General features: G+C 70.2%; 6 protein-coding genes. 1 reads left to right on the forward strand and 5 read right to left on the reverse strand.

The window, feature by feature from the left end:
• Positions 1-81 precede the first annotated feature (81 nt).
• The 5 genes from ACQEVC_RS26310 to ACQEVC_RS26330 all read right to left on the reverse strand — a co-directional run bounded on the left by ACQEVC_RS26310 (position 82) and on the right by ACQEVC_RS26330 (position 12,694).
• Positions 82-1,596, reverse strand: a complete 1,515-nt coding sequence (locus tag ACQEVC_RS26310) for a hypothetical protein (protein WP_432882381.1) — start codon at positions 1,594-1,596, stop codon at positions 82-84.
• Positions 1,597-1,676: 80 nt separating this feature from the next.
• Entirely contained in the window at positions 1,677-4,511 is a 2,835-nt protein-coding gene (locus ACQEVC_RS26315; RefSeq protein ID WP_432882384.1) for a PQQ-dependent sugar dehydrogenase, read from the reverse strand.
• A gap of 88 nt (positions 4,512-4,599) precedes the next feature.
• A complete protein-coding gene (locus ACQEVC_RS26320) occupies positions 4,600-6,327 on the reverse strand; it encodes a ThuA domain-containing protein (protein WP_432882387.1) in 1,728 nt (575 codons plus the stop codon).
• Positions 6,328-6,382: 55 nt separating this feature from the next.
• Complete coding sequence (locus ACQEVC_RS26325; protein WP_432882390.1) at positions 6,383-9,256, reverse strand: ricin-type beta-trefoil lectin domain protein; 2,874 nt, start codon at positions 9,254-9,256, stop codon at positions 6,383-6,385.
• Between the two features lie 288 nt (positions 9,257-9,544).
• Entirely contained in the window at positions 9,545-12,694 is a 3,150-nt protein-coding gene (locus ACQEVC_RS26330) for a glycosyl hydrolase family 95 catalytic domain-containing protein (protein WP_432882392.1), read from the reverse strand.
• Between the two features lie 566 nt (positions 12,695-13,260).
• Here ACQEVC_RS26330 and ACQEVC_RS26335 point away from each other — a divergent pair.
• Positions 13,261-13,629 (forward strand): hypothetical protein, encoded by a 369-nt coding sequence (locus ACQEVC_RS26335; RefSeq protein WP_432882395.1) that lies wholly within the window; start codon positions 13,261-13,263, stop codon positions 13,627-13,629.
• Positions 13,630-13,726: the final 97 nt, after the last annotated feature.

Genomic DNA, 13,726 nt, shown 5'->3' on the forward strand with positions numbered 1-13,726 from the left:
AGATCGGCGCGCGGATGACGCGGACGCGCCGGAATCCGGGGACGGGGCCCGGCCGTGGCCGGACCCCGTCGCGGCGGGTTCTCAGCCGACCAGGTCGAACCGCTCCCAGAGACCGATCCCGGTTCGGTTCGCGATCAGCGGGGCGGCCCCGGCGTTCTCGGCGACCACGTACCGGTTGTTCACCGTGGCGCGCAGGCTGACGCTGCCGTCGCCGTTGCGGACCAGTCGGAACGTCTCCCAGCCGCCGACCGCGGTCCGGTCGGCGATCAGCGGGGCGGCCCCGGCGTTCTCGGCGGCGACGTACCGGCCGTTGGACTGGGCGCGCAGCGCGACGTTGCCGCCGCTCAGCTCCACCAACTCGAACTGTTCCGCCGTGCCGATCGCGGTGCGGTTGGCGATCAGCGGGGCGGTGCCGGCCGGGTCGGCGGTGACGTACCGGCCGTTGGCGTGGGCGCGCAGGCTCACCGAGCGGCCCGGTTCGGGCTGTGTTCCCGGGCCCACCGCCGGGTTGAACTGGCGCACCCAGTGCCGGGTCCGGTCCAGGTACGCGGTCTCGGCGGCGACACCGGTCAGCCCGTACGCCCCTGAGTAGTGGAGATAGCCGTGCCCGGCCGGCGGGCTGCTGCTGGCCGGTTCGATCGTCGAGCCCTCGTGCCACTCGTTGAACGAGGTGATCGAGACCCAGGTCGGCGGGCCGCCGTTCGCCGCGTCCAGCGCGTTGCCCCACTGCCGGTCGTAGGCCGCGCCGTTCGCCCGGTCGACGGTCGGGGTGGTGTTGCCGGGTACCGCCCGGTCGTCCAGGTAGCCGGGTGCCACCGAGGGGGCCCAGACCAGGCCGTTTGCCTTGCAGAAGGCGCTGGCGTTGGCCCAGCCGGGCGCGGTCGCCCCGGCGATCCCGTCGTAGGTGTACATGCCGCCGAAGTGCGCGACCTTGGTGGTGTCGGTGGTCTGGGCCAGCACGATGCTGTTCCCCTTGACCTGCTCCAGCGGCGTCCAGTCGGTGATCCGCAGGCTCTCGAAGACGTAGAACGCCGACCGGTTGCCGTGTGCGGTGTCCCGGTGGAAGGCCGGGTGGCCGCCGTACCGGTTGTGGATGTAGTTGATGTCCGCGACGGTCGACGCGGCGGTCCGCCCGCCGTACGGCTCCAGGTGCCAGGCGACCTGGAGACCGTGTGCGGCGGCGGCGTCCAGCACCACCGGGGTCAGGTTGTCCTCGAAGGAGCCCTGTCCCCACCAACTGTGCACCACCACCCCGACCCCGGCCCGGCTGATCCAGGCCATGTGCTGCCGCACCGCCGCCGGGTCGCCGGAGTCGTACGCCCCGAGCGTGGGATAGAAGTTGGCGCCGATGTCCTGCGGCGGGGTGTGGCCGCCCTGCTGCCAGTGCCGGTAGCTGCCGGAGTGCGCCGGGTTGCCGTACCAGGAGTAATAGAAGATGTGCACGTCGCCGGCGGTCTGCGGCGGCGCCGCCACCGCGACCGGCGCCACGCTGCCGGGCGGTGTGACGGCGGCCGCCGGTGCGGCCGGCGCGGCGAGCCCGGCCGCCAGCAGCAGGGTGGCGGCGGTACTGCGCAGCCAGTGTTTTCTCAGGTGCATAAGGGGTTACCTCCGTTGTCGTGCCGGGCCCGGGCGGTGCGGTCGGCGACTCCCGACCGCACCGCCCGGCCCGGCGGTGCTCAGCCGTTGACGAGAGTGAACTTCTCCCAGGGGCCGATCGCCGTCCGGTTGGCGATCAGCGGCTCGGTGCCGGCGCTCTCGGCGGCGACGTACATGTTGTTCACCGTGGCCCGCAGGCTGACCGTGCCGTCCGAGTTGCGGACCAGTGCGAACGTCTCCCACGCGCCGGCCGAGGCCCGGTTGGCGACCAGCGGGTTCGCCCCGGAGTTCTCGGCGCAGACGTACATCCCGGTGTTCCGGGACCGCAGTGCGACGTTGCCGCCGCCCAGGTCGACCAGGTCGAACTGCTCGGTGGCCCCGACGCTCGCCTTGTCGGCGATCAGCGGGCTGCCGCCGACGGCGCTGACGTACTGGTTGTTGGCCGTCGCCCGCAGCCCGGTCGCGGGCCCGCCGCCGGTGCTGCCGGTGGCGAAGGTGAACGAGTCCACGTCGAAGAGGTTGCCGGCGCCGCCGGAGAAGACCAGGAAGAGCGAGGTCGTCCCGGACGGCTGGTTGGCGAGGCTGGTCGAGACGTTGGTGAAGGTGTCCCAGCTACCGGTGTTCGACACGGCGACGCTGCCCAGCAGGGTGCCGGTGGCCGAGCCGGCCCGGACCTCGATGGTGCCGCCGGGACCGCCGGAGGAGACCCGCGCGGTGAACCGGGTGGCGTTGCCGAGCTGGTACGGCTGGTACGAGATCCAGTCGTTGTTGTCGATGAAGCCGGCGGTCCGGCCGCCCTCGGCGGTGGCGTGCTCGGCGGTCTGCACCCCGCCGGACTGGGCGCCGAAGTGCTCACCCTGGCGGTGCCGCGGTTGCAGCGTCCGGATGCTGTGCGAGGTGAGGCCGCCGTTGTCGGTGTAGCTGGCGTCGAAGACGCCGTAGATGTTGGCGGCGGCGTCGTGTTCACCGTCCACCGGCACGTTGATGGTGCCGGAGCAGCCGGTCTTCGAGGTGATCTCGTGGGTGTGGCTGTCGTGCCCGAGGCCGTACGCCACCCGGACCCGGGAGCAGTCGATGGTGCCGTCCTCCGGATCGGTGACGGTCACCTGGAACGGTACCGTGTCACCGAAGCTGAACAGCGTGCCGTTGCCGGGCACGGTCAGGTTCACCGTCGGCGCCGAGTTGCCGACCGTGACCACCAGGCTGGCGGTGCCGGTCAGCCCGGCCGGGTCGGTGACCCGCAGCGTCGGGGTGTACGTCCCGTTCGCGGTGTACGTCTTCGTCGGGTTCGCCGCCGTCGACGTGGTGCCGTCGCCGAACGTCCACAGGTAGCTCAGCGCCCCGCCCTCCGGGTCGGAACTGCCGGCCGAGGAGAAGTTCACGGTCAGCGGGCTCGGCCCGGAGGTGCGGTTGGCGGTGGCGACCGCGATCGGGCTGCGGTTGCCGCCGCCGATGTACTCGATCCGGTACAGCGCCTGGTTGTTCGAGCCGGTGCCGTAGTCGAGCACGTAGAGCGCGCCGTCCGGCCCGAACGCCTGGTCCATCACCTGGGTACCGCGCCACGGGAAGTCGGAGATCTCCCCGGGCGAGCCGTCGGCGTTCACCGCGATCGCCTTGATCCAGCGCCGGCCGTACTCGCCGGCGAAGAAGCGGCCGTTCAGCGAGGCCGGGAACTTGACGCTGGAGTTGAGGTTGGGGTCGTACCGGTAGACCGGGCCGCCCATCGGCGACTCGGAGCCACCGCCGAACTCCGGCGGCGAGCCGGCGTCGCCGTACCTGATCCAGCTCGGCTTGGCGGGCGGCAGGGTGGTCAGGCCGGTGTTCCGGAACGAGTTGTTGGTCGGCCCGCCGGCACAGTTGTACTTCGCCTGGGACGGCCCGGACGGGAAGGTGTACTCGTTGTACGTCTCCGCCGCGGTGTTCGTGCCGGTGCAGTACGGCCAGCCGTAGTTGCCCGGCCCGGTGACCCGGTTGAACTCGACCTGCCCGCCCGGTCCCCGGTTCGGGTCGCCGACGCCCGCGTCCGGGCCGTAGTCGCCGAGGTAGACGATCCCGGTCGCCTTGTCGACGCTCATCCGGAACGGGTTCCGGAAGCCCATCGCGTAGATCTCCGGCCGGGTGCCGGCGGTACCCGGCGCGAACATGTTGCCGGCCGGGATCGTGTACGTGCCGTCCGGCTGCGGCTTGATCCGCAGCACCTTGCCGCGCAGGTCGTTGGTGTTGCCGGAGGAGCGCTGCGCGTCGAACTGCGGGTTCCGGTCGGTCCGCTCGTCGATCGGGGTGTACGAGTTGGACTCGAACGGGTTGGTGTCGTCACCGGTGGAGAGATACAGGTTGCCGGCGGCGTCGAAGTCGATGTCCCCGCCGACGTGGCAGCACTGGCCCCGGTCGTTCGGCACCTGGAGCACCACCCGCTCGCTGCCCATGTTCAGGGTGTCGTCGGCGTTCATGGTGAACCGGGACAGCCGCAGGTGCCCCTTCCAGCGCTCGAAGTCGGCGGCGCTGCCGGTGGTCGGGGCGTCCCCGGCCGGGGTGCTCAGCGGCGGCGAGTAGTAGAGGTAGACGTAGCGGTTGCTGGCGAAGTTCGGGTCGGCGGCGACGCCCTGCAACCCCTCCTCGTCGTGGGTGTAGACCGGGATGTTGCCGGCGACCTTGGTGTTGCCGGCCGCGTCGGTGACCCGGACCGTGCCGTTGCGGGCGGTGTGCACCACCGACCGGTTCGGCAGCACGGCCAGGGACATCGCCTCGCCGATCTCGGCCGAGCCGGTGGCGAGGGTGACCTGCTGGTAGTCGGCGGCGGGGACCGGGTCGGCCTGGGCCGCCGTCGAGGGCAGCGCGGCGAGGATCGCGACGGCGGTGCCGACCGTCGCGATCGCGGACGACCACGGTCGTCGTCTGCTGGGGTGTGGTGACACGGGAACCTTCTCTCCTGGCGGGGTGCGCGGCAGCCGCCCCGGGTTGCGGGGCGCGGCGCGCGGTGTGGGTTGGGAAAGTGCCGGCGGGTCAGCCGCCGTAGACGTTGAGGTCCCAGAGCGAGTAGCCCCACTGGGTGGCCCGCTGGGTACCGGTGATCCGCAGGTAGCGGCCGTTCGCCGAGACCGGCACGTCGTCGACGCCGCCGTCGCCGGTGGTCGTGGCGTAGACCTGGGTCCAGGAGGAGTTGTTCGGCGAGACCTGGATCTGGTACGCCCGGCCGTACGCCGTCTCCCAGTTCAGCCGGACCCGGTTCAGCGGGTACGACGCGCCGAGGTCGACGGTGATCGACTGCGGGTCGCCGTACGCGCTGCCCCACCGGGTACCGGAGTTGCCGTCGACCGCGTTCGCCGCCACGTGCGGGCTGTTCGGCTCGACGCTGGTGGCGGTGACCGGCTTACCCCGGGCCAGGTCGGTGGCGGGCGGCTGGGACGGCCCGTCGGTCCTGATCCGCACGTTCCGGTAGCTGATGTCCAGCCCGGCGCCGTCGTTCTGGAGTCCGATGTAGCCGTTGGCGATGTCCCGGCTGCTGGTGTAGTCGTTCACCTTGACCCCGTTGAGCCAGACCTCGACCCGCTGGCCGTGCACGCCGATCTCGTAGGTGTTCCACGAGCCGGGCGGGTTCAGCGCGGCGTCCCGGATCGTGGCGTTCGGCGCGGAGAAGCTGTAGACGCCGCCGGTGGTCCGGGACGGGTCGCCGTCGGTGGCGTCGATCTGGATCTCGTGACCGGCGTCGACCGGCCGCCACGGGTCACCCTGCGGGTCGGGGAAGCCGATGAAGATTCCGCCGTTGTCGTCGCCCGGCATCATCCAGTCGACCTTCAGCGAGTAGTTGCCGAAGGTACGGACCGGGTACCAGAGCAGCCCCATCCCGCCGAACGAGGTCAGGGTGCCGTCGGCCAGGGTGAAGCCGCCCGGTCCGGCCTGCCGCCACTGCCCGAAGGTCGCCTGGGTGCCGTCGAAGAGCGCGGTGTAGCCGCTCTCCGGGCGGCAGTCGGCCGGGGCGGCCCCGGCGGCGATCCGGATGCCGCCGAGCAGCATCCGGGCGAAGAACGGATCCGAGTACGACTCGTCGGTGTGTCCGAGCCCGGTGTACCAGGCACGCCCGCCGCCGTAGTTCTGGCACCAGGTGATCGGGTGGTCACCCATCGACCCGCCGCTGTACGACGACTCGTCCAGACTGGCCAGCACCTTCACCCGGGACCGGGGATTGGTCCGGTAGTTGTACCACTCGTCGGTGCGGGTCCAGGTCGGGCCCAGGTGCGAGGTGGAGACGTTGCCCCGGTCCTCGACCCGGATGGTGGCCTGCTGGGTCGCCGGATGCGAGGCGAAGTACGCCCCGGCCAGCCCGCCGTACCAGGGCCAGTCGTACTCGGTGTCGGCCGCGGCGTGCACCCCGACGTACCCGCCACCGGCCGCGATGTACGACTCGAAGGCGCTCTGCTGGCCGGCGTTGAGTACGTCGCCGGTGGTGTTCAGGAAGACCACCGCCTGGTACTGGCCGAGGTTGCCGGTGCTGAACGCCGCCGCGTCCTCGGTGGCGGTCACGGTGAAGCCGTTGGCGGTGCCGAGCTGCCGGATCGCGGCGATCCCGGGTGCGATCGAGGAATGCCGGAAACCGGCGGTCTTGGAGAAGACCAGCACGCTGGTCAGCGGGGCAGCCTCGGCCGGTGCCGGTGTCACCACCGTGACCGCCCCGGCCAGGGCGAGCCCGGCAGCCACGGCGGCGGCCACGGCGGTGAGAAGACGTCTGCGCATGCGAACTCCTTGCGAGGGGGTTGGGGCCCGAGGGCTGGCGGTCAGCCGGTCGGGGTCAGGGCAGGGTCCAGTTCTGCGCGCCGCTGCCGTTGCAGTCGTAGATCTGCAACTGCCGGCCGTTGCCCGGGTTGGAGGCGGGGATGTCCAGGCAGCGGTTGGCCTGCGGGTTGCGCAGGCTGCCGTTGGCGCCGGCCACCCACTGCTGCGCCCCGGTGCCGTTGCAGGTCCAGAGCTGCACCAGGGTGCCGTTGGTGGTGCCGCTGGCCGCCACGTCCAGGCACCTGCCGAGGGCCCGTACGGTGCCGTCGCCGGGCAGTGTCCACTGCTGGTTGGCCGAGCCCGCGATGCAGTCCCACATCTGCACCCGGGTCCCGTCGGCGGTGCCACCCGCGTTGACGTCGACGCACTTGTCCATGCCCCGGATCGGCCCGGTACGCGGCCCACCGCCACCGGTCGGGGTGCTCACCCCGGCGCCGGTGAAGGTGTAGCTGTCCAGGTCGAGCAGGGCTCCGCCGCTGCCGCCGGTGAAGACGACGTAGAGGTCGTGGGTGCCGTCGTCCGGCTTGGTGACCGGGGCGGTGACCTCGGTGTAGGTGTCCCAGCCGCCGGTGTTCGGCACGGTGACCCGGGCGACCTCCGGGCCGGTCGGCGAGTCGTACCGGAAGGAGACGACGTTGCCGGCCTTGTCCGACGAGACCCGGGCCCGTACCCCGGTGATCCCCTTCAGGCTCACCGCGTGGTGCCGGACGTACTCGCCGGTCTGGATGTCGCCGAGCCGCCGGCCGCCCTCGGCGCCGGAGGCGTTGATCACCTGCGGGCCGTGCACCGAGACGTAGTGCTCGGCCTGCCAGTGCTTGGGCCAGAGCGTGACCTCGTGCTGCCCGGTCAGCGGTACCGAGCCGGTGGCGCCCCGGTCGGTGTAGCTGGCCCGCAGCACGAAGAAGAGCACCGCGTCCGGGCCGGAGTGCACCGGGCCGGTGTTGACGGTGAAGCCGCAGCCGGTGCCCTCCCCTTCCTCGTGGGCGTGCTCCTGGTGCCCGAGCGCGGCCCGGATCACCACGCTGGCGCAGGGCACGGTGCCGTCCTGCGGGTCGGTGGCCGTACCGGTGGAGGTGAGGTTCTCGTCCCAGGAGAAGAGGCCGCCGTTGGGGACGCCGCCGAGGGTGACGGTCGGCCGGTTGTTGCCGACCACCACCGCGACCTGGGTGGTGCCGGAGCGGCCGGTACCGTCGTCGACGGTCAGCCGGGCCCGCTTGTCGCCGTTGCCGGTGTAGGTGTACGTCGGGTTCGCCGCCGTCGAGTCGACGGTGCCGTTGCTGTCGAAGTCCCAGGCGTACGTCAGCGGGTCGCCGTCCGGGTCGGTGCTGCCGGCGCTGGAGAAGCTGACCTGGAGCGGGGCGAGCCCGTTGTCCCGGTTGACCGAGGCGACGGCGGTGGGGGAGCGGCCTCCGGCAACGTAGTTGATTTTGTAGAGGCCGGCGGCGACGTCACCGGAGAAGTAGCCGTTGCCGTACTCCAGCAGGTAGAGCGAGCCGTCCGGGCCGAACTCCATGTCGATCGGGTGCACGAACGACATCCCGGCGAGGACCGGCTCGATGACTGTCGGGTTGCCGGTACGCGGGTTGCCGTTGTCGAACTGGACCTCCTTGATCCAGTTGCGGCAGTACTCCGTGATGATCAGTTTGTTGTCGTAGTACGCCGGCCACTTCACCTCGGAGTCGAGGTTCGGGTCGTGGTGGTAGACCTCGGCGTGGTTCGGCGATCCGCAGCCGCCCGGGTTGTCCAGCGCCGGCCACTCCTTGCTGCCGCCGTGCTGCTCCCAGACCAGCGCGCCCCGGGTCGGCGGCAACTGTCGCTGGCCGGTGTTGTTCGGCGAGTCGTTGACCGGGCCGGTGCTGCCACCGCAGGGGAACCAGCCGCGCGGCGAGTTGGTGGCGAAGTTCCAGTCGTTGTACGCGACGTTCGGCCCGCCGCAGTACGGCCAGCCGTGGTTGCCCGGCGCGGTCGCCCGGTTGTACTCGTCGTACGCCGCCGGCCCCCGGTTGGCGATCGTGGCACCCGCGTCCGGCCCGACCTCGCCCCAGTACAGGGTGTTGGCGTTCTTTTTGTCGACCCAGATCCGGTACGGGTTGCGGACCCCCATGATGTAGACCTCGGGACGGGTCTGCGCGGTACCCGGCGCGAAGAGGTTCCCGGCCGGGATGGTGTAGCTGCCGTCGTCCTCCGGATGGATCCGGTTGATCTTCCCGCGCAGGTCGTTGGTGTTGCCCGAGGTGCGCTGGGCGTCGTACTGCGGGTCGCGGCCGGCGCGCTCGTCGATCGGCGCCATCCCGGCGGAGTCGCCGCCGGAGTTGGTGTTGTCGCCGACCGCGAAGTAGAGGTTCTCGTTGCTGTCCCAGGTCATCGAGCCGGCCGAGTGGCAGCAGAGCCGCCGCTCGGTGGGCCACTCGATCAGCTTCGTCTCACCGCCCAGTTGCAGGGTGTTCGGGTTCAAGGTGAACCGGGAGATCCGGTTGACCAGCGGGGTGGCGACCGGCGAATAGAACAGGTACACCCAGCGGTTGGTGGCGAACCGCGGGTGCAGGGTGATGCCGATCAGACCGTCCTCGAACCGGGCGTCGAGCGGCAACGTCAGCGCGACAGTGGTCGAGCCGGTGGCCGGGTTGTAGAGCCGGACCTGCCCGCCGCCGGAGCTGGAGCCCCGGTTGATGTAGAGCACCTTGCCGTCCGGCAGCACGGACAGCTCGATCGGCTCGCCCATGGAGAGCCCGCCGTCGAGTTTGACCTTCTCGAACTGGCTTGTCGGTGGGGGCGCGGCGGCCGCCGGTGGGGCTGCGACGCCGACCGCGACCAGCGGCGGCAGCAGCGCCGCGACGGTGGCCAGGACCACGGCGGCGACGGTACGGCGTGGCGGGCTATTTCGATTCATGGCGTGCTCCGGCGGTTCGGGTGGTGGTGGGCGGGGGTTTCGTCCCGGTGCAATGGGCGTACGGGCCCGGGGCCGGGACCCCGACGGGTCGGAGTCCCGGCGGAGCGGGACTCGCGACGGGTCGGGACCCGACGGGTGGGTCGCCCCGGGGCGGGGTGGGCTGGCGCGGGATGGTCCGGGGCGGGGCCGCCGATGCCCGACCCGGCGGTGGTGGCGGGACGCCCGGGGATGCGGCTGTCCCGCCGCCACGGCCGGCGGGCGGGGGTGGAGCCCGCCGGCCGTGACGCGTCAGGCGGGGACCAGGTCGAACTTCTCCCAGGGGCCGATCGAGTCCCGGTTGGCGATCAGTGCCGCCGCGCCGCCGTTCTCGGCGACGACGTACCTGCTGTTCACCGTCGCCCGTAGGCTGACCGAGCCGTCCGAGTTGCGGACCAGGGCGAACGTCTCCCACGCCCCGGCCGAGGGCCGGTTCGCGATCAGCGGGTTGGCCCCGGCGTTCTCCGCGCAGACGAACTGGTTGTTCACCCGGGCCCGCAGTCCGATGTTGCCGCCGCCGAGGTCGACCTGGTCGAACTGCTCCCACGACCCGACGGCGGCGGCGTTGGCGATCAGGTTTCCGGCGCCGGCGCTGCTGGCGCTGACGTACTGGCCGTTGGCCTGGGCGCGCAGCGCGACCGCGCCGGTCGGCTGGGTGCCGCCGGTGAGGATCCGGAGGGCGTCGATCATGCCGACCGAGGTGGTCTTGTTGACGATCCGGATCGTGTGGCTGCCGTTGGTCAGCCCGGTCCTGCGCCAGACGACCTGCTGGGCCTGGCGGGCGCCGGAGGCGTTCAGGTTGACGTTGGCCTGGAGCACGTCGTCGAGGTAGACGTCGACGTTGCCCATGTCGCTGAAGCGTTCGGAGAGGTATTCGACGCCGGTCCCGGTGAAGGTGTAGGAGGCGGTCGCCCCGACCGTGGTGCTGTGGTGGGTGTCGTCGTTGTAGTCGCCGTACCCGCGTGCGGTGGTGAGGTGCCAGTTGGCGTCGTAGCTCAGCAGCGTGTTGTTGACCAGGTCGCCGCCGCCCGGATTGCCGGGGCCGCCGCCGAGGCCGAGCGTGGAGGCGGTGCCGGAGAGCGACTTCGCGCCCTGGTTGGCGCTGCCGGTCAGCGTGGTCGCCGAGTAGTTCGACAGCGGCTTGCCGGTCCGCTCCACCACGTAGTTCGTGTTCGCCGCCGTGCTGAAGCTGATCTCGCCGGCCGAGCTGGTCGTCAGGACGGCGTTGTCCGAGGTACGTCGGACGCGTACCTCCTGGCCGCCCCACGGGTTCACCACCCGGGCCTGCTTGCCGTGCAGGCTGCGCAGCCCGACGTACTTGATCTCGCCGGCCTCCCGCTCGGAGCTGACCAGGAAGCCGTCCTTGGCGAGCAGGGTGAACTTGCCGACGAAGCTTGCGTCGGTCGGCACCGCCGGGAAGACCCGGATCTTGTCGTTGTACGACTGCATCAGCGACTCGTTCATCGCCGCCAGGTGGATGCCGAGGTACTCGAAGACCCCGTTGGTGTTGTTGGTCATCCCGTTCGGGTAGTTCTGGTATTTCTGCAGCATCGTCTTCATGCCCTGGAACGCCTGGTTGCCCATGCCCAGCCGGGCGGCGTGCACGTGGTCGTTGGCCCAGACGTTGCCGTACGGGTGCGGCCGGACGTTCCAGGTGTTCACCGCGGTCTGGTAGTCCGGGTACCCGATGCCGGTCAGGTCGTAGGGCCAGACGAGTTCCAGCGCCACGTTCTCGCCGTTGCGGGTCGGCGACGACGGCGGATCGTGCGGCAGGTACGCCCCGTTCGAGATCTGGTACGGCGCCAGGTTGTTCACGATGTTCTGCCAGTTGGCCCGCAGTCCGGCGTCCAGCCCGAGCTGCTGGCTGACCTGGATCGTCAGCGGGAAGAGTAGCCGTACCGCCGCCAGGTCGGTGATGGCGTTCCGGACGTCCCAGTAGGTCTCGTGGGCGTTGGAGTTCGCCATGTAGTAGCGCCCGGAGGAGTCCCGGCTCAGGATGTCCTCGTAGAACTTCACCGCCTCCCGCATGTACGGGTACGCGGTGTTCCGCAGGTACGCCTCGTCGTTGGTGTACCGGTACTGCAGGTACATGTTGTAGGCGGCCTCGGTGCCGGTGGAGTAGAGGTCGTTGACGTAGTCGCTGTTGATGGTGCCCCGGGCGTTGCCGTCCCAGCCCATCGTCTCCGGCACCCAGAGCCCGTCACTGCCGTACCGAGTGGTGGTGTAGGACTTCAGTGCGGCCAGGTTGCGGCTGTAGAGCCGGTTGAAGCCAGCCATCAGGTCGACGTGGTTGCTGGACAGGAACGAGTTGTAGACGTCGCGCTGGTTCCAGTACCAGTAGCCGTTGCTCCACTTGGAGTTGTCCTGGGTGGCCCGGAACACTCCGTTGATGAAGTGCAGCGGATAGTTGCCGAAGCCGCCGGCCGCGATCATGTAGGTGGCCAGGTAGTAGACGTTCTCCAGATAGTCGGCGTCCCCGCCCGCGTTGGAATACTGCACGAACGACTTCGCCCAGAAGTTGTGCCACCAGTTGCGGTAGTTGTTCAGCGTGCTGTTGTAGCCGGTCGCCTTCACCGCCGCGAGCTGGTTGCGCGCCTGCTGCACCGAATTTTGCCCCGGGGAGTTGATCCGGGAGGCGGCGGTGAACCAGACGGTGTAGCTGCTGGTCGGGGTGATGTTCAGGCGTACCCGGGTGCCGTTGACCGTCTGCGAGGTGTAGCTCGCGCCTTCGACGGTGGCCGCCAGGGTGTAGCCGAAGTTGTTCGGGTCGGCCTGGCCCCGGCTGATCCCCACCCCGGTCGAGTCGGCGAAGGTGCTCGCGGTGCGCCAGGTGGTGAGGTTGGGTACGTCGGCGATGTTCTGGACGCTGTTCAGGTCCCAGAGGCTCAGGTCGAGCCCGACACTGGTGACGCCGGGCCGGCTGTCCTCGACGTGGATTCCCATCACCTCGGAGTTGGGCGAGCCCATGATGGTGACGGTGCGGTTGTTGTCGTACTTCGTGGTCAGTGTTCCGTCGTAGAGCGACAGCCGCTGCTGGAACGTGGTGTAGCCGGTGTCCATCTGCGGGTTGCTGAACAGGTTGACGTTGCCGGCCGCGTAGGTCGACTGCTGGGCCAGGTCGACGTTGGAGACCTGCATCGACAGGCCGTTCTGGTTCCACACCATCGCCCCGGTCTTTCCGTTGCCGACGGTGAGCCCGTGCAGCGGGTTGGTGTTCGGCCGGTTGTAGACGATGTCGTGCTTCGACAGGTAGTTGGCGTAGTTGACGTTCAGGGTGCCGGTGCTCGGATTGAACGCGGCGTCGGTGGGCGCCGCTGCGGCCGGAGAGGCCGGGCCGGTGGCGACGAGGCCGCCGGTGAGCAGGGCGGCGAGCATGACGCTGATCGGCGTACTCACCTTCATCGAGGCGATCCCTTTCTAGATCGTCCAATGGGTGGCGTCTCGCGCCCCGGAGGCCGGTGCAGCTCCCCATCCGCCGAAAACGGGGAGCGACGTCGAGACGGACCGGGCCGGTGAAGCCGCCCGAGGTCGCCTGACCTGCGGGTAACCATCGACCCATGTCTGTGACTTGCAGTTAACATTGGATGTCTTGCATCCGTCAATCCCTTGCCGTGATCTTTTTGGACCCACTGGCGGTAGGTTGCAGGCTGAGATCGCGCGGATACATCGGAGGTATAACCGGTCGGGGCGCGGGTCGGCGAGGCGGCGGGTCAGCAGCACCGCCAGCACGATCAGCGGCATGCCCACGATCAGCGGCATGCCCACGATCAGCGGGATGCCCACGATCAGCGGGATGCCGGCAGGCAGGCTCAGCATGAACGCCCAATCGAGCAGCCTGAAGCGGTATCGCAGCTTTATGCCGCCAATCCCGCCGCCGGGCGCGCGGGCGCGCAGTGGGGTAGACCCGACCTCCGTTCCGGGTGCTAGGTCCACTGACTTCGCCCTCGATCCCGACGAGGGTGACTGGCATGACCAAGTCGGACGACCGGATTGCTCGATGGAGCATCCGACATCCATGGTGGGCGACCAATGTGTGGCTCGCCTTCGTCGCCACCACCGTGGTGCTGGGTGACATGACCGAAGCCACACAGGCAGAGCTCAGCGAGTACGGGGTGGGCGAGTCCGCCTGGGCCGAGGAGCCCCAGGAGGCGGCCGGCCTCGAGCGGCCCGGGGTCGAGAGCGTGCTCGTGACCCCCGGCGGGCCCGAGGGAACCGCCGCGATCCAGGACCGGGCGGTGCGGCTCGCGCCGCTTGCGGAGGTCGGTGAGCCGGTGCTCTCGCCGACGGGTGTCCTGGAACCAGTGACGGCGATGGCATTTACCCAGAGGAGGAGTTAGTGCTGCACAGCATCTCTCGTCGGAGTGTCTTCAGGGCCGGGTTGGCCGCGGGCGCTGGCGCAGTGATAGGACTGACTCAATCGGCGCCCGCGAGTGC

It is taken from the genome of Plantactinospora sp. CA-294935 (genome assembly GCF_050936445.1).
Taxonomy (GTDB): Bacteria; Actinomycetota; Actinomycetes; order Mycobacteriales; family Micromonosporaceae; genus Plantactinospora.

Coding starts and splice junctions, on each gene's coding strand:
- ACQEVC_RS26330 (WP_432882392.1), bottom strand. CDS start 12,694: ATGAAGGTGAGTACGCCGATCAGCGTCATGCTCGCCGCCCTGCTCACC.
- ACQEVC_RS26320 (WP_432882387.1), bottom strand. CDS start 6,327: ATGCGCAGACGTCTTCTCACCGCCGTGGCCGCCGCCGTGGCTGCCGGG.
- ACQEVC_RS26325 (WP_432882390.1), bottom strand. CDS start 9,256: ATGAATCGAAATAGCCCGCCACGCCGTACCGTCGCCGCCGTGGTCCTG.
- ACQEVC_RS26310 (WP_432882381.1), bottom strand. CDS start 1,596: ATGCACCTGAGAAAACACTGGCTGCGCAGTACCGCCGCCACCCTGCTG.
- ACQEVC_RS26335 (WP_432882395.1), top strand. CDS start 13,261: ATGACCAAGTCGGACGACCGGATTGCTCGATGGAGCATCCGACATCCA.